Source organism: Devosia aurantiaca (assembly GCF_011058215.1).
Lineage (GTDB): Bacteria > Pseudomonadota > Alphaproteobacteria > Rhizobiales > Devosiaceae > Devosia > Devosia aurantiaca.
Genome location: NZ_JAALFG010000001.1, coordinates 73,586 through 95,980 on the forward strand (window position 1 = coordinate 73,586; position 22,395 = coordinate 95,980).

At 63.2% G+C, this 22,395-nt stretch carries 23 protein-coding genes and 4 pseudogenes; 13 read left to right on the forward strand and 14 right to left on the reverse strand.

The annotated features are described in order from the left end of the window. Window positions 1-73: 73 nt before the first annotated feature. Together G5575_RS00425 and G5575_RS00430 are read left to right on the forward strand one after the other, a co-directional pair. Window positions 74-721, forward strand: a complete 648-nt coding sequence (locus G5575_RS00425) for a lysophospholipid acyltransferase family protein (protein WP_164532631.1) — start codon at window positions 74-76, stop codon at window positions 719-721. A 50-nt stretch (window positions 722-771) separates the two neighbouring features. Next, window positions 772-1,116, forward strand: a complete 345-nt coding sequence (locus G5575_RS00430; protein WP_164532632.1) for a hypothetical protein — start codon at window positions 772-774, stop codon at window positions 1,114-1,116. Here the strand turns inward: G5575_RS00430 and G5575_RS00435 are convergent. Beyond that, entirely contained in the window at window positions 1,104-1,658 is a 555-nt protein-coding gene (locus G5575_RS00435; RefSeq protein WP_164532633.1) for a gamma-glutamylcyclotransferase, read from the reverse strand. The genes G5575_RS00430 and G5575_RS00435 overlap by 13 nt on opposite strands. 129 nt (window positions 1,659-1,787) lie before the next feature. Here G5575_RS00435 and G5575_RS00440 point away from each other — a divergent pair, with 129 nt between their 5' ends. Further along, complete coding sequence (locus tag G5575_RS00440) at window positions 1,788-2,759, forward strand: DUF2125 domain-containing protein (RefSeq protein ID WP_164532634.1); 972 nt, start codon at window positions 1,788-1,790, stop codon at window positions 2,757-2,759. Window positions 2,760-2,968: 209 nt separating this feature from the next. Here G5575_RS00440 and G5575_RS00445 read toward each other — a convergent pair whose 3' ends face one another. The 3 genes from G5575_RS00445 to G5575_RS00455 form a co-directional block, all read right to left on the reverse strand. Then, a complete protein-coding gene (locus tag G5575_RS00445; protein ID WP_164532635.1) occupies window positions 2,969-3,910 on the reverse strand; it encodes a prephenate/arogenate dehydrogenase family protein in 942 nt (313 codons plus the stop codon). After that, window positions 3,907-5,001 (reverse strand): histidinol-phosphate transaminase, encoded by a 1,095-nt coding sequence (hisC, locus tag G5575_RS00450; protein ID WP_164532636.1) that lies wholly within the window; start codon window positions 4,999-5,001, stop codon window positions 3,907-3,909. The genes G5575_RS00445 and hisC overlap by 4 nt, the downstream gene beginning before the upstream one ends. 181 nt (window positions 5,002-5,182) lie before the next feature. Further along, window positions 5,183-5,914: a class I SAM-dependent methyltransferase gene (locus G5575_RS00455; RefSeq protein WP_164532637.1), complete on the reverse strand. Its 732-nt coding sequence runs from the start codon at window positions 5,912-5,914 to the stop codon at window positions 5,183-5,185. Between the two features lie 97 nt (window positions 5,915-6,011). On the opposite strand from G5575_RS00455, the pseudogene gloB reads away from it, so the two are divergent. Continuing rightward, window positions 6,012-6,777, forward strand: a pseudogene (gene gloB / locus G5575_RS00460) (hydroxyacylglutathione hydrolase). Between the two features lie 151 nt (window positions 6,778-6,928). After that, the gene (locus tag G5575_RS00465) at window positions 6,929-7,186 is read left to right on the forward strand and encodes a hypothetical protein (RefSeq protein ID WP_164532638.1); all 258 of its coding nucleotides are present in this window, start codon (window positions 6,929-6,931) and stop codon (window positions 7,184-7,186) included. On the opposite strand, the gene G5575_RS00470 is transcribed toward G5575_RS00465, so the two are convergent. Then, window positions 7,183-7,632 carry a hypothetical protein gene (locus G5575_RS00470; RefSeq protein ID WP_164532639.1) on the reverse strand — a complete coding sequence of 150 codons (450 nt, stop codon included), beginning with the start codon at window positions 7,630-7,632 and terminating at the stop codon, window positions 7,183-7,185. The two genes, G5575_RS00465 and G5575_RS00470, sit on opposite strands and share 4 nt — an antisense overlap. Before the next feature lie 155 nt (window positions 7,633-7,787). Here G5575_RS00470 and G5575_RS00475 point away from each other — a divergent pair, with 155 nt between their 5' ends. After that, complete coding sequence (locus G5575_RS00475; protein WP_164532640.1) at window positions 7,788-8,267, forward strand: VOC family protein; 480 nt, start codon at window positions 7,788-7,790, stop codon at window positions 8,265-8,267. 178 nt (window positions 8,268-8,445) lie between these two features. On the opposite strand, the gene fumC is transcribed toward G5575_RS00475, so the two are convergent. From fumC to G5575_RS00500, 5 genes are all read right to left on the reverse strand, one after another. Continuing rightward, window positions 8,446-9,846 carry a class II fumarate hydratase gene (fumC, locus tag G5575_RS00480; protein WP_164532641.1) on the reverse strand — a complete coding sequence of 467 codons (1,401 nt, stop codon included), beginning with the start codon at window positions 9,844-9,846 and terminating at the stop codon, window positions 8,446-8,448. 114 nt (window positions 9,847-9,960) lie between these two features. Then, window positions 9,961-10,140 (reverse strand): 50S ribosomal protein L32, encoded by a 180-nt coding sequence (rpmF, locus tag G5575_RS00485; RefSeq protein WP_092425495.1) that lies wholly within the window; start codon window positions 10,138-10,140, stop codon window positions 9,961-9,963. A gap of 121 nt (window positions 10,141-10,261) precedes the next feature. Continuing rightward, window positions 10,262-10,657, reverse strand: coding sequence for a type II toxin-antitoxin system VapC family toxin (locus G5575_RS00490; RefSeq protein WP_164532642.1), 396 nt, complete (start codon window positions 10,655-10,657; stop codon window positions 10,262-10,264). Beyond that, complete coding sequence (locus G5575_RS00495) at window positions 10,657-10,911, reverse strand: type II toxin-antitoxin system VapB family antitoxin (RefSeq protein WP_328765782.1); 255 nt, start codon at window positions 10,909-10,911, stop codon at window positions 10,657-10,659. Before G5575_RS00495 ends, G5575_RS00490 begins: the two co-directional genes overlap by 1 nt. Beyond that, window positions 10,874-11,653: a transglycosylase domain-containing protein gene (locus G5575_RS00500; protein ID WP_235935477.1), complete on the reverse strand. Its 780-nt coding sequence runs from the start codon at window positions 11,651-11,653 to the stop codon at window positions 10,874-10,876. Before G5575_RS00500 ends, G5575_RS00495 begins: the two co-directional genes overlap by 38 nt. A gap of 274 nt (window positions 11,654-11,927) precedes the next feature. Between G5575_RS00500 and G5575_RS00505 the strand changes: the two genes are divergently transcribed. The 6 genes and pseudogenes from G5575_RS00505 (at window position 11,928) to G5575_RS00530 (ending at window position 15,225) form a co-directional block, all read left to right on the forward strand. Further along, window positions 11,928-12,632 carry a polyprenyl synthetase family protein gene (locus G5575_RS00505; protein ID WP_235935478.1) on the forward strand — a complete coding sequence of 235 codons (705 nt, stop codon included), beginning with the start codon at window positions 11,928-11,930 and terminating at the stop codon, window positions 12,630-12,632. Next, entirely contained in the window at window positions 12,629-13,267 is a 639-nt protein-coding gene (locus G5575_RS00510) for an MOSC domain-containing protein (protein WP_164532644.1), read from the forward strand. Before G5575_RS00505 ends, G5575_RS00510 begins: the two co-directional genes overlap by 4 nt. A 10-nt stretch (window positions 13,268-13,277) precedes the next feature. Beyond that, window positions 13,278-13,747, forward strand: a pseudogene (locus G5575_RS00515) (YbaK/EbsC family protein). Next, entirely contained in the window at window positions 13,729-14,367 is a 639-nt protein-coding gene (locus G5575_RS00520; protein ID WP_328765783.1) for a class I SAM-dependent methyltransferase, read from the forward strand. Before G5575_RS00515 ends, G5575_RS00520 begins: the two are co-directional and overlap by 19 nt. A 96-nt stretch (window positions 14,368-14,463) precedes the next feature. After that, window positions 14,464-14,892: a PACE efflux transporter gene (locus tag G5575_RS00525; protein WP_164532645.1), complete on the forward strand. Its 429-nt coding sequence runs from the start codon at window positions 14,464-14,466 to the stop codon at window positions 14,890-14,892. 39 nt (window positions 14,893-14,931) lie between these two features. Next, window positions 14,932-15,225 (forward strand): hypothetical protein, encoded by a 294-nt coding sequence (locus G5575_RS00530; RefSeq protein ID WP_164532646.1) that lies wholly within the window; start codon window positions 14,932-14,934, stop codon window positions 15,223-15,225. Between the two features lie 84 nt (window positions 15,226-15,309). On the opposite strand, the pseudogene ispG reads toward G5575_RS00530, so the two are convergent. Then, window positions 15,310-16,550: pseudogene (gene ispG, locus G5575_RS00535) on the reverse strand (flavodoxin-dependent (E)-4-hydroxy-3-methylbut-2-enyl-diphosphate synthase). 114 nt (window positions 16,551-16,664) lie between these two features. On the opposite strand from ispG, the gene G5575_RS00540 reads away from it, so the two are divergent. Then, window positions 16,665-17,021, forward strand: a complete 357-nt coding sequence (locus G5575_RS00540; protein ID WP_207632949.1) for a YkvA family protein — start codon at window positions 16,665-16,667, stop codon at window positions 17,019-17,021. Between the two features lie 51 nt (window positions 17,022-17,072). On the opposite strand, the pseudogene pyc reads toward G5575_RS00540, so the two are convergent. From pyc to G5575_RS00555, 3 genes and pseudogenes are all read right to left on the reverse strand, one after another. Continuing rightward, window positions 17,073-20,515 (reverse strand): annotated as a pseudogene (pyc, locus tag G5575_RS00545) (pyruvate carboxylase). 104 nt (window positions 20,516-20,619) lie between these two features. Continuing rightward, a complete protein-coding gene (locus tag G5575_RS00550; RefSeq protein WP_164532647.1) occupies window positions 20,620-21,036 on the reverse strand; it encodes a TIGR01244 family sulfur transferase in 417 nt (138 codons plus the stop codon). A 107-nt stretch (window positions 21,037-21,143) separates the two neighbouring features. Beyond that, window positions 21,144-22,175 (reverse strand): glycine betaine ABC transporter substrate-binding protein, encoded by a 1,032-nt coding sequence (locus G5575_RS00555; RefSeq protein WP_164532648.1) that lies wholly within the window; start codon window positions 22,173-22,175, stop codon window positions 21,144-21,146. Window positions 22,176-22,395: the final 220 nt, after the last annotated feature.

Sequence of the window (22,395 nt, forward strand, 5' to 3'; positions counted from 1 at the left end):
CACGGTCGGACTCTTTGCCGAGCGCACGGCCTTCGGCTGGAGCATCGCCAAATACTGGTGCGCATCGAGCCTTGTGCTGCTGCGGGTCATTTGCGGCGTGCGGACCGAAGTCGAAGGCGAAGAAAACATTCCGCCCGGCGGCGCGATCATCGGCTCCAAGCACCAATCGGACTGGGACATCTTCGCGATCTTTCCCCACCTCGTTCGCCCGGCTTACATCGCCAAGAAGGAGCTGATGCAAATCCCCTTCTTCGGCTGGGCCGCGCGGTCGCTGGACTGTATCGAGATCGACCGCAAACGCGGCGCCCAGGCCATTCCGCAGATGCTGGCGCAGGCCAAGGCCGCTGCCGAGCGCGGGTGCCAGATTGTCATCTATCCCGAAGGCACCCGCAAGGCTGCCCTCGCCCCTGCCGAATACCGCCAGGGTATCGTCCGCCTGTATACGACGCTCGGTGTTCCGGTCGTGCCGGTCGCCCTCAACTCGGGCCTCTACTGGGGCCGCAACAGCCGCATTATCTGGCCGGGCACGGCCAAGGCGCGCTTCCTGCCGCCGATCGAGCCGGGCCTCGCGCCCGACGTCTTTTCCGAGCGGCTGCGCTCGGTCATCGAGGCCGAAAGCAATCGCCTCGCTCTCGAAGCGCTGGAATCGGGCATAGCGCGTCCGCTAGACGATCGGCTCAAAGAGCGCCTCAATCTCCTGCGCAAAAACACCACTGCTTGACCTTCCGTAAAATACGTTCTACTTTTGTTCCTGGGAACGGGAGAGCGACCATGGTGCCGATGATGGTAGTGTTCGAGCGGGGCGACAGCGGCCGGAGCCGCAGGTCGGAATGGCAGGGACGCTCGGGGCGGCGCTATGAGCTGACCCACGACAATCTCGAAAACTTCGCCATGCACGAAACTGATCTTTATGTGATCGTTAAGGGTGGCCTGCCGCTCTGGGTTGGTTCGACTGAGGAACTGGTTGCCGATCCCATGAGCCGCACCCGCTGCCGCCTGGCGCTCGATTGCGCCACCGAAGTCTTGCGCATGCCCGCGCCGCACGATCGCATGGCCGCCATCTGGGATCTCGAAAACGCTTATCCCGTGCAAGCCATAACCGCTCAGGCGGCCTGACCCTCAAGCCCTGCCTCCAGCGCGTCCACAAGCTCCATCAGCGCCCGATCCCGGATGCCGAGCTGTTCGAGATGGCGCGCAGTGTTGAGCACGTAATCGACATTGCGGCCTGAAATGCCGACACCGGCACGGATCATTGCCAGTTGCTGCTCGGTGCTCAGCACCCCGGCAAACTGCTCATGCGCCTCGTCCACCACATAGGTCAGCGCCATGACCCGGCGGCCATCGGAGAGCACGACCGGGCGCATGACGTCGCGATAAACCGAAGTCACCAGTTCACGCGCATCGAGATAGGCGCGCACCTCGTTCCAATTTTCTGCCGCAACCTCGAAGGCCATGCCGCGGCAGGAGCCACCGCGCGTCAGCCCGAACACCAGGCCCGGCTGCTCGCGCGTGCCGCGATGATGGTGCGAAATGATCGACAAGGACCGGTGCGCCCCGCGCAAAAGTCCAAGCTGCGAACTGACGAACACAAAGCCCGGGTTCCAGATCAGCGAGCCGTAGCCGAAAACCCAGACTGTGTTGCTTTGCGTCGACGTCATGGCTTGACCCGATTTCATCACGATAGTGCCCGTCTCCCGGCGACAATGCCAGACCCGGCATTGATGGCAAATCGACGGCAAGGCGCAAACCCGCTTCTGACACGGGCGGCACAAGGGTAAGACGAAGCCATGAAAAAGCGAATCATCATTCTCGGCTCGATTCTTTTGACCCTGGTCGTTCTGTGGAGCGGCGCCTGGCTCTTCGTCTCGTCGCAGATTAAGACGCAGGTCGATGCCCTCGCTCTGGCCGATGGCGAAACCGCGCCACAACTCACCTGCGCGACGCTCGACATCGGCGGCTATCCGTTCAACTTCGACGTCCGTTGTGCCGGCGCAACGCTGGTCAGCGGCGATCTGATGGTGACCGTTCCCGATCTGCGCGCCAGCGTCCTCGCCTACCGCCCCAACCACGTGCTGGCGTCAGCCGCTGGCCCCGCCGAAATTTCCGACGCGTTCACCGGCGGGCGCAACGAAGTAAGCTGGACCGCGCTCGACGCCAGCCTGCGCATCGAGAATTGGCGCATCGCTCGTCTGTCGGTCGAAGGCGAGGGGCTGAGCTGGAACGACACGCTCTTCGGCAATGCCCTGATCGGCAAGAGCGGGCACCTTGAGGCGCACCTTCTCGACATGCCCGAACTCCACGATCCCGCCACCGGCCGCGCCGCGCTTGCTGCCTATGTCAGTGCCAGCGACGTTGAAGTGCCCGGCATCGAGTTGGCGCAGACCGCAGCCGAGATCGAAGGCGAGTTGACCGGCCTGCCTGACGACATCCGCAACTGGGGCACCGCGCCATTGCTTGAGGATTGGCAACAGGCTGGCGGCAAGCTTCGCCTCGTCGCCGTTCGCGCCAATGACGGGGTTTCCGATCTTTCGGCCACGGGTGACCTCGCCCTCGACGAAGCCGGATATCCGACCGGATCCCTCGCCATCGACTCCAAGGGCGTCGCCGAACGCATTGGCCCGTTCATCCAGGAGCCCTGGCGTACCTTGGTGCTCGGCGTTCCGGGCGAAGATGGCCGCCACAAGAACCAGCTCAGCTTCGCCAATGGCGGCCTGAGCTCAGGCCTCGTGCCCATCTCTGCCCTGCCGAGCCTTTTCTAGATAACGGCTCAGAAGCCAAGAACTCCACTTTCGCGAGCCCACCCCACCCTCATTCCCTCCCCCTCAAGGGGAGGGAGGCGATGAACAGCTGAGTTAGAGGCTCCAAAGTGGCGGCTCTTGCACCTCCCTCCCCTTGAGGGGGAGGGTAGCAGAGCTAGGCCTCTTAGGCCGTAGCGGCGCTGGGTGGGGTGGGGCCATGCGCTGGATTTTCAGCGCTGTTCCTCCGATTTCGGCACCGCTTCATGCGGGCGGCCAAAATCGGCAGCCGCGGTCTCCTGGCCAGCATTGATGATCGAGCGGCGAATGGCGCGGGTGCGCGTAAACATTTCTTCCAGCGCTGGCCCGTCGCCGGTGCGCACCGCACGTTGCAGCACCGAAAGATCCTCGAGAAAGCGGCCCAGCATTTCGAGCACCGCATCGCGATTGGTCAAAAACACGTCGCGCCACATCACCGGGTCAGACGCGGCGATACGGGTGAAATCGCGGAAACCGGAGGCCGAGAACTTGATAACTTCCGACTTGGTGTCGGCTTCAAGATCGGCCACGGTCCCCACGATGTTGTAGGCAACCAGATGCGGCACATGACTGGTGATCGCGAGCACCATGTCATGATGCGCCGCATCCATGCATTCCACATTGCTGCCCATGGCGCGCCAGAAACCGACCAGCTTGTCGGTCTGCTCCTGCGGCACTTCCGGTCCCGGCGTCAGCACGCACCAGCGGCCGCTGAAAAGTTCCGCAAAGCCCGCACCGGGCCCCGAATGCTCGGTCCCCGCCAGCGGGTGACCCGGGATAAAGGCAACGTTTGGCGGCACATAAGGCCCGACGACCTTGTGCACATGCGCCTTGACCGAGCCGACATCGGACAAAATCGCGCCCGGCTCCAGCGCCGGCGCAATCGCCTTTGCCAGCGCCTCATAAGCACCGACCGGAGCGCAGAGGATCACGAGATCAGCGCCGTGCACCGCTTCCGCGGCATCAAGCGTATAGATGTCGCCCAGAGCAAGCGCCCGCGCCTCGTCCAGCGTTTCCTCCCGTCGCGTGGCGATGGCGATGGTGTCCACCAGACCATGCCGGCGCGCCGCTAAAGCGATCGAAGAGCCGATCAGACCGATACCGATCAGCGCAAGTTTCTTGAAATGTACGCTCATCCGACCTTCACCAAGGCCTGGAGAATGCCGGCAACGCCGCGCATGGCTTGCTCGCTGCCGATGGAAATGCGCAAGGCATCCTGGATGCCATAGGAGGCACCGACTTCGCGCACCACCAGACCCCGCTCGAGCAAGGTCGTGAACGCTAAGGCCGCATGTTCGGCATCGGGAAACTGCACCAGGATGAAATTGGCCTGGCTAGGGATGACGCGCATATGGTTGCCGTCGAGTTCCGCCGTCAGCCAGTCGCGCCATTGCGCGTTGAAACTCTTGAGCTGCTCAGTGAACGCGGTGTCCCGCGCTGCAGCCGCCCCCGCCATCTGCGCCGGCAGGTTGACGTTGAACGGCCCGCGAATGCGGTGGATGGCATCGACTACATGCGCCGGCCCGAACATCCAGCCGATCCGCGCGGCCGCCAGCCCCATCTTGGAAAAGGTGCGCACCATGACGACATTGTCGGCCTCGCGCACGAGATCGCTGCCGACGGTAAAATCGTCCGCGGTGACATACTCGGCATAGGCATTGTCGATGACCAGCAAAATGTCGGGACGTAAGGCGGCATGCAGCCGCCGAACTTCCGCGTCGGGCAAATAGGTGCCGGTCGGATTGTTCGGGTTGGCGAGCCACACCACCTTGGTGCGCGGCGTGACCGCAGCAAGCAGCGCGTCGACATCGGCGGTAAAGTCCGTCTCGTCGACCATGACGATACGGGCGCCGGCTGCCTGGGTGATGATCGGATAAACCGAGAAGCCATAGCGGTTCATCACCGCCTCATCGCCGTCGCCGAGATAGGTCTGCGCCAGAAGGTGGAGGAGATCATCCGACCCATTGCCGCAAACGATCAGCGCCGGATCGAGCCCATGCACCTCGCCCAGCGCCTCGCGCAACAGGCGCGACGACCCTTCCGGATAGATCTCGAGCTGCTGCGCCGCCGCGGCGAAGGCCTCGATAGCTTTGGGGCTGGCCCCGAGCGGAGACTCATTGGCCGAAAGCTTGATCGCCTTGCTTCCCGGCGCCCCGGCCTTGCCAGGCAGATAAGGCGCGATATCGAGAATGCCAGGTTGCGGGACGGGACGAACGGGATCGGACATTGGACAAGTCTGCGGCGGAAAATTCGCGCGGACCATAGGCGGGTTGAGGGTCGAAAGCAAAGGGTGTCGCTTTCTGCCACCGCCCCCACCCCGCCTCCCCGTAAGTCGGGGGAGGAGCTCGATCGAGTCTAAGCCAACGGCAGGACTCCTCCCCTTCTGCAGGGGGAGGCTGGGTGGGGGTCTAACCCGACCGTGCCGTCGCCGGAGACAGCCCTGGCACGCGGACATAGCGCTCCGCCTTCTTGCGCCGCGGCACTGCGGGAAAAGCCTCCTTGCGCGCCCGCACGCAGATGACCCCGCTCATCGCAGGGCCGAACAGGCGACCGAAACGCTCGAAAAAGCGCGGATATTTCAGCACAAACCGCGACTGGAACGGGGGCAGGAACAAAGCGTCGCGCCAGGCTTCCGGCACGAAACTATGATCCCGCAGCAGCTTTTCGAGCTGGCTGCCGGAATAAGGATTGCCCTGGCCGAACGGCGTATTGTCGCGCTGCGCCCAGATGCCTCGCCGCCGCGGCACCACCAGAAGCAGATGCCCATTGGGCGCGGTGACCCGCCACAGCTCGCGCATCAGCTCTTCGGCATCCGCCACATGCTCGAGCGCGTGAATGGCAATGGTGAGATCGACCGCGGCATCGGTTAGCGGCATTTCCAGCGGATCGCAGAGCACGGTATGCGACGGCCCCTCACGCGGCCAGGCCGAAGCCCCCTGCCGGGCCGGCATAAAGGCCAGGACGCGCTCGGCTTTCTCCAGCGTAAAGCGCAGATAGGGCGTCGAAAAGCCAAGCCCCAGCACCCGCTTGCCGCGCACATCGCCGGCCAGATCCATGACCTGCTCGCGCACCAGAGCGCGCGACAGCCGGCCGAGCGGCGATTTGTAATATCCGATAAGGCGCGAAACATCGCTGGTCATCGGGCAAACTTAGGAAACCGCCCGCCGCTTGTCCAACCCCGGCTTGCCATCGGCCGGAGGCATCCCTAGCTTGCAGCCAAAAGCAAAGGATATGCCCATGGCCCTCATCGTCGACGTCTTTCCCGCCCGCCAGGACAATTACGGCTACCTGGTGCATGACGAGGCCACGGGCCGCACCGCCGCCATCGACGCGCCCGAAGCCAAGGCCATCCGCGACGCACTGACCCGCCGCGGCTGGACGCTCTCCGACATCTTCATCACCCATCACCATATCGACCACGTGGAAGCCATTCCCGAGCTCAAATCCGCCTTTGGCGCCCGCGTCGTCGGCCCGCGCGCCGAAGCCGAAAAGATCGAGGGCCTCGACGAACTCGTGGGCGACGGGAATGTGGTGACGCTTGGCGAAACCACCTTCGAGGTGATGGATGCGCCCGGCCACACGCTGGGCCACATCGTCTTTACGACCGCGACGGCGGGCACCTCTTTTCCGCCGACGCGCTCTTCTCGCTCGGCGTCGGCCGCATGTTCGAAGGCACGCCCGGGCCGATGTGGGAAGGCGTCAAGCGCCTCCGCGACCTGCCAGACGAGACGCTGGTCTATTGCGGGCACGAATATACGCAGTCCAATGCCCGCTTTGCCCTCTCGGTGGACCCCGACAACGTCGCCCTGCAGCAGCGCGCTGCCGATGTCGATGCACTGCGCGCGGAAGGCAAGCCCACCATTCCGTTCAAGCTGGGCGAAGACAAGCGCGCCAATCCCTTTTGCGCGCCGATGCCGCCGAACTCGCGGCTCATTACGGGCTCGAAGGCAAGGCGCCTTCCGAGGTGTTTGCCGCCATCCGCAAGGGCAAGGACAACTTCTAGGCGCGCCATTTCCCTGTGAAGTGATACAAGGCAAGGGATCGAAATCTCTTAACGAGCTGTTACCATCTGGCATGGCGCTTGCCCCTAAACCAGCAAGCGCCGCTGCCTCTGCCCCATAACGGGACAGGGCGGCTCTGGATGGTACAGAGTGATGTCGGATCTGGATCAAAGCGAAACCCTGAGCGCATTGCCGGTCACCACCGCCACGGTCGACCCGCGACCCTCGCTCGCGCGCTCCGCTCCGACTGCAGCTTTCGTCAGCCAGCTCATCGCCGCACGAGACCGCATGGCACCGCAGCGGGTCCGCCGCCAGGGCACACCGGAAGCGGCGACCAGCGCCTACAATAACGGCGCCCGGATCGCCGAGCGCCGCATGCCGGCCGGCTATCGCAAGACTGTCGTCGTCTAGCTCATCGATACATCGCGGCTGGCACTGGTGATCGAGACCGTAAAGCCCGCGACCACGTCGATCAGGCTCATGACCATGAGCAAAAAGAACACCGAGCTCGACGCCGCGCCGACCAGCAGGAATTCGATCAGGAACACGACGAACAGCACCATCGAGAGCATATGCTCGATGATGGAGTTTCGCGATGTGCCAGTGGATTTCAGCACTTCGACAAACAGCATGATGATGCCGACAACCAGCAACAGATCACCCGCGGTGACAGCCCAGGGCATGCCCGACGGCATCGGAATGGCAAAGAGCCCGGCGCCCCAATTGACCGGATTGCCGCCGAAAAACAGAAACACGACGAGGTTGTAGAGCAGAAACGGCACGACCAGCAGCGGCACGATGAAGCTATTGCCGCGCGGGCGCAGAGGATGGGTGGGCAGGACGACGGTTTCGCTCATGGCTGGCCTCGGTAAGAGTAGAGGGAAGATGCCAGAAGGAGGCGTTGCGCGGAAGGGCTTGGAAAAAGATCGGGAGGGGCGTTCAATTCCCGTTCCGCCAACCGTCGTCGGCATGAAGCTGCCGATCGGTGGTAGCGTAGATCGAGGAGAACCCGATGCAAGTCGAAAAGAACACCATCGTCCTGTGGTACGATAAGGACGCCGAAGAAGCGGCCCGATTCTATGCCCAGACCTTTCCCAATTCGGTCGTCGGCGATATCGATCGCGCCCCGTCCGACTTTCCGTCCGGCTCGGCCGGCAATGTGATCACGGTGCAATTTACCGTCCTAGGCATCCCTTGCATGGGGCTCAACGGCGGACCCGGCCCGCAACATACCGACGCCTTCTCCTTCCAGATCGCCACCGACGACCAGGAAGAAACCGATCGCTACTGGAATGCCATCGTTGGCAATGGCGGCCAGGAAAGCATGTGCGGCTGGTGCAAGGACAAGTGGGGCATCTCCTGGCAGATCACACCCCGCGCCCTGACCAACGCCATGAAAGCCGGCGGCCCCGGCGCCAAGCGGGCGTTCGAAGCCATGATGACGATGCGCAAGATCGACGTGGCGGCGATCGAGGCGGCGGTGAGAGGTTAGCCCGTAGCGAGCGTCAAAAAGAATGGCACTTTAGACCTCATGGTGAGCCTGTCGAACCACGAGGTCGGGCACGCCGAACATGCCACGACCTCGTCCTTCGCCCTTCGACAAGCTCAGGAGGCTCAGGATGAGGTCTACTGACGGCCCGGCTTGAGCTGGGCCAATCAGCTAATCGGCCTTACTTCTTAATTTTCAGCGGCCCCACCATCTGCTCGGGCTTCACTTCCGCATCGAATTCTTCGCCCGTCAGCAGCCCAAGCTCGATTGCCGTATCCCGCAGCGTGCCACCATTCTTGTGGGCGGTCTTGGCGATCTTGGCGGCATTGTCATAGCCGATCTTGCGGTTGAGAGCGGTGACCAGCATCAGCGACTGATCCACCAGCTGCTTGATGCGCTTGCGGTCCGGCTCGATGCCGATGGCGCAATTGTCGTTAAAGCTCTTCGCCGCATCCGCCAGCAGCCGTACCGACTGCAGGAAGTTGTAGGCGATCACCGGCTTGAACACATTGAGCTCGAAATTGCCCTGGGAAGCGGCAAAGCCGATGGCGGCATCATTGCCCATCACTTGCGCCACGACCATGGTCATGGCTTCTGACTGGGTCGGATTGACCTTGCCCGGCATGATCGACGAGCCCGGCTCGTTTTCCGGAATGGTGATTTCGCCGAGACCCGAACGCGGGCCGGACGCCAGCCAACGAACGTCATTGGCAATCTTCATGAAGGCAACGGCGAGTTGCTTGAGCGCACCCGACGTGCCGACAAAGGCGTCGTGCCCAGCCAGCAGCGCGAACTTGTTGGGGCCGGTGACGAAGTCATGGCCGGTGAGTTCGGCAATTTCACTGGCCACCGCCACGGCATAGTCCGGATGCGCATTGAGCCCCGTGCCCACCGCCGTGCCACCCAGCGCCAGCTCCTTGAGCTGCGGCATCGTCGCCTTGATGGCAGCGACTGCATAGTCGATCTGCGCCACCCAGCCGGAAATTTCCTGGCCCAGCGTCAGGGGCGTTGCGTCCTGAAGATGGGTGCGGCCGATCTTGACCACGTCCATGAACTCTTCGGATTTTTGCGCCAGCGTGTCGCGCAAGAGCTGCACGCGCTCGTAAAGATAGTTTTCGACTGCCTCGACCGCGGCGATATGCATGGCGGTCGGATAGGTGTCGTTCGAGCTTTGGCTCATATTGACGTGGTCATTGGGGTGCACGGGCTTTTTCGAGCCCATCGTGCCGCCGGCCATTTCGATGGCGCGGTTGGAGATCACCTCGTTGACATTCATGTTCGACTGCGTGCCCGAACCGGTCTGCCAGACCACCAGCGGAAAATGATCGGCGAGCTTGCCCTCGATCACCTCATCGGCGGCGGCGACCACGAGGTCCCGCGTGGCCTCGTCCATGAGACCGAGCTTGTGGTTGGCGAGCGCCGCGGCCTTCTTGAGGATGCCGAAGGCGCGCACGATCTCGGTCGGCATCTTCTCGCCGCCGATATCGAAGTTCATGAGCGAGCGGGCGGTTTGCGCGCCATAATACTTGTCGGTCGGGACCTCGATCGTGCCCATGGTGTCCGATTCGACGCGCGTGCTCATCAAGTGCTTCTCCGGCTGGGCCGCTCTTCGGCGGCAAACGAAAACGGCCGACCCTGTTGGGGGCCGGCCGCTCAATAACATGATCTAGCGCATATGCGCCAAGTGCCTTTCGGCTTAGTTCTTCGCCGCGAGGATCTGACGGCCGCGATACATGCCGCTTTTGAGATCGACGTGGTGCGGACGACGCAGCTCACCCGAATCCTTGTCTTCGACATAGGTCGGGTTGGCAATCGCATCGGCCGAGCGACGGAAACCGCGCTTCATCGGCGAGGTCTTGCGTTTTGGCACTGCCATGGTGGTACTCCGAAAATCAAAATCGTTGCGCCGCCAAAAGCGGCCAGAGACGTGTCTCTGTCAGGATTGGTGGGCTCTATAGAGCAACCGCGCCCGCTTGGCTAGAGCATTTGTCGCCGTGCTAGGCCTTGGAAATATCGGTGTGGACAAAATCATCGCCGTTATAGAGCAAGGCAACACTGTGCACTTGCGCGCAGGCATAGGCAAAGCAGTCGCCCATGTTCAAGTCGGCGGGATGACGGCCCTTCCCGAACTTGGCAAACGCCAGAATGGCGATCCGGCCAGTTTTGTCGTCGATATCGACTATAGTGGCGCTGGTCTCCGCGATGAAGAAGTCGACCATGGCCAGGGCCTCCTCGATCGGGCATTGGCGCTTCCGGGCGAGCCCGGCCACCGTCTCATAGATCGACATCGGCGACATCAATACCACGGGCGCCGTGTCGAGACGCGCGGCCAACGCCGCTGCATCCTCCTCACCGCTGAGGATCGAGATCGCGGCGGAGGCATCCACGAACATCAAGCGTCCCCCGACAAGTCATCGAAAAATGCCTTGTCCGCTTCCTCCCCGCTCGCAGGAAACGATTGGTAGTGTTGGACTACGGGTGCCAGACGCTCGCTGAGCGGAACGGCACGACGCTGGCGCGCATATTCGGACTCAACGGCCTCCCGAATAGTCTCGGTCAGGCTCTTGTTCTTGAGTTGAGCCAGGCGACGAACTGCCCGATCCGTGCTCTCATCCCGCACATAAAACGCCATCGTATATACCTCCATCAACAGAATATATATACACCGGCAGGTTCGAGTCGTCAAAGCGCCAGCCTGCCGGCCGGCCCCACGCAGGCAGCCCTCTCCCCATATTGCTGAGCCCGGCCCGCGACGATGTCGGCGAGGCGCAACAATCCGGCATTGGGCGACGCCGGGCGGCGGACAAGGGGTTCGGCAGGGTGACGGCGAGGAGGCTGGCCGTGCGCCAATCGAGGTTCTGCGGCTCTCGCCCGAACGCGCGATAGGAGCCCGCGACGACGCCGAACTGCCCTTCAGGCCCCCATTCGGCGATGTTAAGATAGATTTCCATGATGCGCTTCTTGGGCATCACCAAGTCGATATAGAGCGCCAACGGCACTTCGAGCGCCTTGCGCACGGCGCTTTGGCCGTTCCACAAGAAGAGATTGCGCGCCACCTGCATGGTTATGGTGGAGGCGCCGCGCGTTTCCCGCCCGGCCAGGTAATTGTCGATCTCGACCCGCAGCGCCGTAAAATCGACGCCCCAGTGACGGCAGAACTGGCCGTCTTCGGAGAGGATCACCGAGGCCTTGAGCCGGTCCGAAATCTCGTCGAGCGGCCGCCAGTCCCGATCCATCGGCTGGCCGGTCACGAGGCGCGCCAGCATGGGGACGGAAATTGGCGGCACGACCAGGTAAACCGGCGTCAGCACCAGCGGAGTGGCCACCAGCACGGCAAGGATGCCGAGCGGAAGGCGCACGTGCCGGAGAAAGGATTTGCGTCGGGCCATGAGGCTTCAATAGCGACGGCTTGGGAAGAGGCCAAGGCCCTTGCCGCCCCCAAGCCAAACCGCTAGCACATCCTCATGTATGACTTTTCCGCCGACAGCGCCGATTGTGCCCGTGCCGTTGAGGCGGGGCTTTCCGAATATCTGACCGGCGCGCGACTTTCGGGGCCGGGGCCCGTGGCGGAGCGGCTGGTGGCGGCCATGCGCCATGGCAGCCTCGAAGGCGGCAAGCGCCTCCGTCCGCTTCTCGTGCGCCAGACAGCGGCGATCTTTTTCCTTGCCCAAGGACCAAACCCTGCGCGCCGGTCTCGCCATCGAAATGGTGCATTGCTATTCGCTGATCCACGACGATCTCCCCGCCATGGACGACGACGATCTGCGCCGCGGCCGGCCGACCGTGCACAAGGCCTATGACGACGCGACCGCCATCCTCGCCGGCGATGCCCTCCTCACCCAAGCTTTCGCCGTCCTCGCCGATCCGGCCTGCCATCCCGATGCCGAAACCCGCATCCGCCTTGTCGGCGAGCTAGCTGCCGGCAGCGGCACCGGCGGGATGGTCGGCGGGCAGATGCGCGATATCGAGGGCGAACAGGGCGGATTTTCCGAAACCGACATCGCCACCATGCAGGCCATGAAGACCGGCGCCCTGATCCGCGCCGCCGTCCGCATGGGTGCCATACTCGGCGGCGCCGATGCGCGGGCTTTGTCGGCGTTGACCGCCTATGCAGAAGCTGCTGGTCGCGCTTTCCAGCTCGCCGATGACATCCTCGACGTCACCGCCACGCCCGAAGCCATGGGCAAGGCCACCGGCAAGGATCAGGAGGCCGGCAAGCAGACCGTCGTCAGCCGCGTCGGCGTCGATGGCGCCCGCAAAATGCTCGACGGCATCGTCAACGAGGCGCTTTTGGCGCTGCGAACCTTTGGGCCCAAGGCCGATGGCCTGCGCGCCACGGCGCGCTACTTCGCGGCGCGTCAGAAATGAGTGTGGGCACGCTCGTCGCCGTCTCCGTCGGCCAACCGCGCCCCATCCCCGGCATGCGCGCTAAGACCGGTATCTACAAGGAGCCCGTCCAGGGCCCTGTCGAGATCAAGACGCTGGGCATTGCCGAAGACGCCGTGCTCGATACCCGCCACCATGGCGGCCGCGACCAGGCGATCTACGTCTACTTCCAGGACGATTACGACTGGTGGACGGGCGAGCTCGGCTACGCGCCAGAGCCAGGCCTCTTCGGCGAAAACCTCACGATAGCAGGCACCACCAGCGCCGAGACCGCCATTGGCGACCGCTTCGCCATCGGCGACACGCTGCTCGAAGTCACCTATTACCGACAGCCTTGCGTTACCTTTTCGGCCAAGATGGGTGACCCGCGCTGGCTCAAGCGCTTCCAGCGTGCCAACCGCCCCGGCGCCTATTGCAGGGTGCTGGCCGAAGGCACTGTCACCGCTGGCATGGACGTGCGCATCACGCCCTATGCCGGTGAGCGCGTCACTGTCAGCGAGCTTATGGCGCTAGACGGCAAGGACATTCCCCTCGACTTCATCCGCCGCGCGGTAACCACGCCGATCCGCGAGAAAACCCGCTTCAAATACGAGACGCGGCTGGCAAGCCTGTTCTGAAAGGACGTCCATGAGCCTCCAGTCCGTCCGCGACGACCTTGCGGCCCGCGCTCCCGACCTCGACGTCATCGTCACCGATGCCTCGACCGCCACGGTGCAATTGGCAGCAGACGTGCATGGCGTCGCGCCCGGCCAGATCGCCAAGACGCTCTGCATCCGCGCGTCCGCGACGAGGAAGTGCTGCTGGTGACCCGCGGCGATGCGCGGCTCGACAATGGCAAGTCCAAAACGGCTTTCGGCGGCCGCCCCCGCATGCTGGGCGCCGAAGACGTGTTGCGGCTCACCAGCCACCAGGTCGGCGGCGTCTGCCCCTTCGGCCTGCCCTCGCCGCTGCCGATCTATCTCGACGTCTCGCTCAAGATCTATGACCTCGTCATTCCCGCCGGCGGCGACACCCACGCCTCGGTCAAGCTGACGGTCGAGAGGCTGGCGGAACTCTGCGGCAATCGCTGGGTCGATGCGTGCCAGCTCCCCGAGTGAGCCTGTCGCCGCAACAATTTATTCGCGAGCGGTTGGTGCTGGCGCCCCTGCCCTTTCGCCCCGACATTTCGCTTTACCGCCCAGCGCCCAAGAGTGGGCTGATCGGCTGGCTGGCTGCGCAGGGCCGCGCCGACGAACCGCCTTATTGGGCCTATGCCTGGGCTGGCGGCGCAGTGCTCGCCCTTCATCTGGTGAATTACCCTGAGCTCGTCGCCAACAGAACCGTCCTTGATTTCGGCGCGGGCGGCGGACTAGTCGCCATCGCCGCAGCCAAAGCCGGCGCGACGGTCACCGCCTTCGAGCCCGACCCAATCGGACGCGCCGCGATCGCGCTCAACGCCGAAGCGAACGGCGTCAGCCTTGCTATAAGCGACGCAATCGTGGAGGCCGAAGTCGTGCTCGCCGGAGACGTCTTCTACGACGCAGAGGTCGCAGCGGCGACGCTACCAACCCTGACCCGTCTGGCCGCACAAGGCAGACGCATTCTCGTCGGAGACCCTTTCCGGCGCGACCTGCCCTTGGACCAACTCGAGCTCATCGCTGAATATCGCGTCCCCGATTTCGGCAGCGATGCCCCTGTCCGCTCTGGCGTTTTCGCACCGAAGCTCCCCAAACCTTGAGTTGCGTCCGCGCTCGGCCTAGATAGAGAATTGCGAGGACGACCTCCCCGGTTCGGGATCTTTTGCGCGGGACGGCCCGGCTTTCGGGAGTTTCTCATGCGCACAACCGCAGATCGTATTCGCCACGCCATCAGCTTTGAAATCTTGGGCGTTCTGATCGCCACCCCTTTGGCCGCTTTTGCCTTCGGTCTCCACACCGGCGACTCGGCCGTCATCGTCATCGGCAGCGCCACCGTTGCCATGGCCTGGAACTACGTCTTCAACCTCCTGTTCGACCGCGCCATGGTCCGGTTCGCCGGCACGACGCTGAAGACGCCGACGCTGCGCATCGCCCACGCCGTGCTGTTCGAGATTGGGCTTCTGATCATGCTGATGCCGCTGATCGCGCTCTATCTGGGTATCTCGCTGTGGCAGGCGCTGCTGCTCGATCTGGGCTTTGCGCTTTTCTACATGCTCTATGCGCTGGTCTTTAACTGGGGCTACGACCGCATTTTTCCGCTGCCGGAGTGGCACCAAAAAGCCTGATTGGGTTGCAACTCTGCGCAGACCCAAAAAGGAGAGACCATGCTCAAGCCTATCGCCATTCTCGCCATCAGCCTTGCCGCACTCGGCAGTGCGCAGGCCGCCTCCGAAGACGCCTGGGCAGAGTTCGCCGCTGAAGTGGAAACGGCCTGCCTCACGGCAACGGCCGAGGCCTTGCCCGGCGCGACGGCTACCGTCGATCCCTTCGGCAGCGAGAGCTATGGCCTTGCCATCGTCTCCACCGACACGACCAGCATCGTCTGCGTCTTCGATAAAGAGAGCAAGGCCGTCGAGATCGGCGGCGAATTGCCGGTCATGGTGATGGCGACCGAGTAGCCTAGATCTGGCCCATAAGCTTGAGCCCGCCAAGCACCAGGATCAGCATGGCGAGCCAGAACAGGCGCCGACCATTGCGTCCATTCATTCGGCGGCGGTCTTTTGGCCGTTGCCGAATTTCTGTTCGATATAGTTGGCGACCAAGACCTTGAACTGGTCGGCAACATCGGCACCGCGCAGCGTTGCGACCTTCTGGCCATCGACGAAAACCGGTGCGGCCGGCGTTTCGCCAGTGCCCGGCAGCGAAATGCCGATATTGGCGTGCTTCGACTCCCCGGCCCGTTGACGATGCAGCCCATCACCGCCACCGACAGTGCCTCGACGCCCGGATAACGTTCCTTCCACTCCGGCATCGAGGAGGTCAGGTGATCCTGGATTTCCTTGGCTAGGGTCTGGAACGTGGTCGAGGTCGTCCGGCCACAACCCGGGCACGCCGCGACGACGGGCAAGAACTGGCGGAAGCCCATGGTCTGCAGCAATTCCTGCGCCACCTTGACCTCGGTGGTGCGATCGCCACCCGGTTCGGGCGTCAGCGAAATGCGGATCGTGTCACCGATCCCCTGCTGCAAAAGAATGCCGAGTGCCGCCGAGGACGCCACAATGCCCTTCGAGCCCATGCCGGCTTCGGTAAGCCCCAGATGGAGCGCATAATCGCAGCGCGCGGCGAGGTCCTGGTATACGGCAATGAGGTGCTGGACATCCGACACCTTGGTCGAAAGGAGGATCTGGTCGCGCCGCATGCCCAGCTCCTCAGCCCGCGCCGCCGACAACAGCGCCGACTGGATGATCGCCTCGCGCTGCACTGCAGACGCCGAAATCGGCGCTGCCGAAACGGCATTCTCGTCCATCAGCCGCGTCAGCAGCTCTTCATCGAGCGAGCCCCAGTTGACGCCGATGCGCACCGGCTTGTTGTAGCGGTTGGCGATCTCGATCAGCGTCGCAAACTGGGTGTCGCGCTTGGCCTTGAAGCCCACATTGCCCGGATTGATGCGGTACTTGGCCAAGGCCTCCGCGCAAGCCGGGTGGTCGGTAAGCAGCTTGTGGCCGATATAATGGAAGTCGCCGACCAGCGGCACGTCATAGCCCATGAAGGCCAGGCGATCGCGGATGATGGGCACCGCCTTGGCGCTCTCGTCGCGATCGACCGTGATGCGAACGATCTCGGAGCCGGCACGCGCCAGCTGCATCACCTGCTTCACCGTCGCATCGATATCGGCCGTGTCGGTATTGGTCATCGACTGGACGACGACCGGGGCACCGCCACCGACCATGACCCCACCGACATTAACACCCACCGACTGCCTGCGCGGCGCTGGACCGGCCATTTGATCACCTCGTAACTGGCGCCAGAGATAAGCCGCCGAGCCTATTTGCGCAATGTTACGCTTGCGTGATGATCGAGGTCTTGAACCTTATCGGAGATGGGCCATTTAAGGCTCATGAAAAACCCATTCTCGCCTTTGGCCCTGCTCGGTCGCTTCACCATCGGCCGGTTCTTTATCTTCCGCAAGGAATTGATGATCCTGTGGAAGGCGTTTCGCCACGCGGAGACGCCTTTCTATCTGAAGGCTGCCATGTTGCTCGTGCCGCTTTATCTGGTGAGCCCGATCGACATCATCCCCGATTTCATTCCGTTCCTCGGAATCATGGACGATTTTGTCGTCGTGCCGCTGCTGATGAGCTGGATCGTCTCGCGCCTGCCGCTCGACGTCACCGCCCAGCGCGCCTACGCCCACGCCCCCGGCAATCGCCGCGGTTACGGCCAGACCATCGACGGCCAGGCCCGCCGCCGCTAACGGCGAGGCAGATGAATGAGAAGGCCCGGGATCGCTCCCGGGCCTTTTGCTTTAGTCCAGCCGCACCAGCAGGTCCTTGGCATCGATCTGGTCACCTGGCTTGATGAGGAGCTCGGCCACCGTGCCATCCACTTCGGCGTGGATCGCCGTTTCCATCTTCATGGCTTCGATGGAACAGAGGACGTCGCCGGCTGAAACCTTCTGGCCTTCCTTGACGGCAAGAGTGGAGATGACGCCCGGCATCGGCGCGCCGACTTGCTTGGGGTCGCCAGCGGTCGCCTTGGCGCGAACCTTGACCTCGCCGGCCTTTAAACGATCCGGCACCGTTATGGTACGCGGCTGGCCGTTGAGGTCGAAGAAAACGCGGACCTCGCCCTTCTCATTGGTTTCGGCACGGCCCTGATAGGGTCACGACCAGCGTCTTGCCGCGCTCGATATCGACCAAAAGCTCGTCGCCCTCGCTGAGCCCATAGAAATAGACCGGAGTCGGCAGCACTTCGGTCGGCCCATAACGATCCTGGGTCTTTTCGAAGTCAGTATAGACCTTGGGATACATGAGGTAGGAGGCAAGCCGCAGATCGTCCACCGGCATGCCGACCTCTTCGGAGACCTTCTTGCGCTCGGCTTCAAGATCGATCGGCTCGAGATAGGAGCCTGGCCTTTCGCTCATCGGCGTCCGGCCCTTGAGCACCTTCTTCTGCAGCTTTTCCGGGAAGCCACCCGGCGGCTGCCCGAGATCGCCAGCAAAGAAGCCAACCACCGAGTCCGGGAAGGCAATGTCCTTGTCTGGGCTTTCGACATCGGTGCGCGAAATGCCGGCCGAGACCATGGCCAGCGCCATGTCGCCGACCACCTTGGACGATGGCGTCACCTTGACGATGTCACCGAACATCTGGTTGACGTCGGCATAAGTCTGCGCGACCTCGTGCCAGCGCGTTTCCAGCCCCAGCGAACGCGCCTGTTCCTTAAGATTTGTGAACTGTCCGCCCGGCATTTCGTGGAGGTAAACCTCCGAAGCGCCGCCTTTGAGATTGCTCTCGAAAGCCGCATACTGGTTGCGCACCGCTTCCCAGTAAAACGAAATCTGCCTTATCGCCTTGGGATCAAGCTCCGGATCGCGCGCATCGCCTTCAAGCGCTGCAACCAGCGAACCCAGCGTCGGCTGCGACGTCGTCGAGCTCAGGGCGTCCATCGCCGCATCGACGGCGTCCACCCCGGCCTCCACCGCCGCCAGCACCGTCGCCGCCGAAGCGCCGGACGTATCGTGCGTATGAAGGTGGATCGGCAGGTCAATCTCCTCCTTCAACACCGAGACCAGCTTCTTGGCCGCGGCGGGCTTCAAGAGCCCCGCCATGTCCTTGATGCCCAGCACATGCACGCCGGCCGCCTCGAGCTCCTTGGCAAGACCCACATAATATTTGAGGTCATACTTGCTGCGATCGGGATCGAAGAGGTCGCCGGTATAGCAGATCGCTCCTTCCGCGACCTTTCCCTCGGCCGCGACCGCATCAATCGAGACGCGCATATTTTCGACCCAATTGAGGCAGTCGAAGATGCGGAAGATATCGACGCCGCCGCGCGCCGCCTGCTTGACGAAGAACTGCACCACATTGTCGGGGTAGTTGGTGTAGCCGACGCCATTGGAGCCGCGCAGCAGCATCTGCGTCAAAATGTTCGGCGCGCCCTCCCGCACCCTGGCGAGACGCTCCCACGGGTCCTCGTTGAGGAAGCGCATGGACACGTCGAACGTCGCGCCGCCCCAGCATTCGAGGCTGAAAAGGTTGGGCAGCCCACGCGAATAGCTTTCGGCAATGCGGGTGATGTCGAACGAGCGCATGCGCGTCGCCAGCAGCGACTGGTGCGCATCCCGCATCGTCGTGTCGGTGAAAAGCACGCGCTTTTGCCGCTTCATCCAGTGGGCGAGGCCCATGGGCCCTTCGCGGTCGAGGATTTGGCGCGACCCTTCGATGACGATCAACGGCTCGAACTGCGGCACGATCGGCGCCGCGGCATCCGCCGGCGGACGAGGACGATCGCGCACTTCGGGATGACCGTTGACGGTCACGTCGGCGATATAGCTCAGAAGCTTGGTCGCCCGGTCCTTACGCGGCTTGAAGTTGAAGAGATCCGGCGTCGTGTCGATGAAGCGCGTCGTGTAGCGGTTCTCGAGAAAATCCGGATGCGTGATGATGTTTTCAAGAAACGCCAGGTTGGTCGCGACACCCCGGATGCGGAACTCGCGCAAGGCGCGATGCATGCGGGTGATGGCCTCGTCTGCCGTCGGCGCCCAGCAGGTAAGCTTTTCGAGGAGCGGATCGTAGTAGCGCGTGATGATGGCGCCCGCATAGGCGGTGCCGCCATCGAGACGCACGCCGAAGCCGGTCGCGGCGCGATAGGCGGTGATGCGGCCATAGTCGGGTATGAAATTCTGTTCCGGGTCTTCCGTGGTGACGCGGCACTGGATGGCATTGCCGTTGAGGCGGATGCTCTCCTGCAGCGGCACGCCGGACTCCGGCGTCCCGATCACCGCGCCATCCAGCAGATGAATCTGCGCCTTGACGATGTCGATGCCCGTGACCTCTTCGGTGACCGTATGCTCGACCTGGATGCGCGGATTCACTTCGATGAAGTAGAACTTGTCGGTATCGGCATCCATCAGGAATTCGACGGTGCCGGCACCGCGATAGTTCGCGGCATTGCCCAGCCGCACCGCCGCGTCAGTCAGTTCCTTGCGCACGGCATCCGACAGATATGGCGCCGGCGCGCGTTCCACGACCTTCTGGTTGCGCCGCTGCACCGAGCAATCGCGCTCGAAGAGATGGACGAGATTGCCGTGGTCGTCGCCTATCAGCTGCACCTCGACGTGCCGCGCCCGCTCGATCAGCTTTTCGAGATACATCTCGTCCTTGCCCGAACGCCGCCTTGGCCTCGCGCTTGCCTTCCGAGACTTCGTTGACGAGATGGGCTTCGTCCATGATCCGGCGCATGCCGCGGCCACCGCCGCCCCAGCTGGCCTTGAGCATCAGCGGATAGCCGATCTCGGCAGCCATGGCCTTGACCGCGTCCATGTCGTCGGGCAGCGCGTCCGTCGCCGGCACGACCGGAACGTTGGACTTGATCGCCATGTTGCGCGCGGCAACCTTATTGCCCAGGTCGCGCATGGTCTGCGCCCGCGGCCCAATAAAGGTAATGCCAGCCGCCTCGCACGCATCCACGAATTCTGGTGACTCCGATAGAAGCCCGTAGCCCGGATGGATGGCATCGGCGCCGGAGAGGCGCGCGATGCGGATATATTCGTCGATCTGCAGATACGCCTCGACCGGCCCGAGCCCCTTGCCGATCAGATAGGCCTCGTCGGCCTTGAAGCGATGCAGTGCGAGCTTGTCTTCTTCGGCATAGGCCGCGACGGTTTTCAGCCCCAGCTCATTGGCCGCGCGAAATACGCGAATGGCGATCTCGCTGCGATTGGCGACGAGGATTTTCTTGATTGGCATCGATTTAAATTCCGAGCAGGAGGGGCTTGGGACCCGTTGCGCGGGTCCGGCTCAGCAAATGCGACGGAATGGACGGCAACCCGTCCGTGCCGTCAGAACAAAACTCAGGTGCGGCCGAGATATCCGGCCAGGTGGCTCATGTCGTAACCCGCCTCGGCCGCCTGTGAGATAATCTCCTCGGCCGGCGCCTCGCCCGCCTGGCTCAGCGCCCAGAGCGTCGTCGACCGCGTGCCGGAGCGGCAGTAGCAAAAGACCGGACCGTTGCTCCCCTCGAGAACGGCCTTGGTATTGGCGACGAGTTCGGGATTGACCCCTTCGCGCCCAAGCGGAATGGCATGGTAGGCGAGCCCGGCAGCCTTGGCGGCTGCTTCGATTTCGGCGCCTTCCGGCTGGTCGGGCGATTCCCCGTCCGGCCGATTGTTGACGATGGCGACAAAGCCGAGGTCTTTAAGCGTCGCCACATCTTCGGGCTGGATCTGTCCAGAAACGCTGACATGGTCGTTTATTCGCTTCAAGTCCAAGGCACTGCTCCCCAGCCGCTGACTACCGTGCCGTTATAGCCGCGAGGTTCCGTCCGACGCAACTGCGTGCCGCACAGACCTCCTATCGGCTCACCGAACGCCGGCAATTACGGCACCGCGCCGAGCCACCCACCCCAAAGGTCGCGCCGTTCGGCAACGAAACGGTCGGCCACCGCCTCGGGCGTCGCCCCTTCCGCCGTCAGCTGGGCCAACAGCGTGTTCATCTCTTCAAGCGTGATCGAGCTGCGCTGGAAATAGCTGGCGATGGTAGGCGTCGTGGTGAACACCCGCTCCGCGACGGCAATGATCACGCTGTCCTGCGGAAAAGCCGAAGGCACCGGGCTGGCGCAATCGCGGGTGCCGAGGCACTGCGCGGCATCTTCGCTGTACTCGCCCATGTCGAGCCCGATGAAATCGAGCTGCGCCAGAACGGCATTTGGCTGCCAGTAATAGAAAAGGAAAGGCTCGCGCCGGTTGACGGCTTCGGCGATCAGCCGGTCCATTTCCAGCCGATTGGCCGGCTCGACGATTTCGACGAGGTTGGAAATGGCATGCGCCGTGATGAGATTGCGGTTGATCACCGAACAGGCCCAATCGATCGGGCAGGAGATAAAGCGCAGCTTCTGCCCCTCGGTCTCGAGCGTCGGCAAAAAGGTTGCGAGCGTTGCCGCCGTCGGCACTTCTGAGAGACCTTGGTTCATATAGGCCGGAATGAACCAGCCTTCGAAATCGGGCTCGGTGAAGGTTGGGGCAGCGCTGCGCACCATTTGCGCATCCATGGCGCCATTCCACACATCGGCGATGCGGTTGACCCAAAGCTCGGGCGCAACGGAAGGCTGGCCGGTCGATCCCATGGACGACGCCGTCGCGGCGAGATCGCCCGGCACCACCCGTACCTCGCAGCCGAATTCGTTCCGCAGGATCCGCGCATGGATCTCGGCGAGCAGCGTCGCCGAAGGCCAGCTCATGCTGGCAATGGTGAGAGGCTGGTTGCCGCAAAGCGCGTCCGGCGCCCGTGTTGCGATCTGGCCTTGAGCCGCCGCGTCCTGCGCCTGGTCGAGCACCTCGACTTGCGCAACGGCCGGCGCCGCCATCAAGACCAGGGCAAGAAGCGATGCGAGGAAACGCTTTGACGGCATGTGCATCTCCTTATTCTTTGCCCGGCAGTTTATGCGGAATGCCGTGCTGTTAAGCAACTGCGGCGGCAGTCGGATTTGGCGCGGAAACCCCGGTGACAAGCGCGCCATGATTGTGCAAAGTCCCCACCAGCGGGGCGTCTGATACGCCCCCGATCCTGTTGCGCGCAGCGAGAAGAAGCCAAAAAGGCTTAACCAGCGCGCAACCGAACCAGAGGGACGT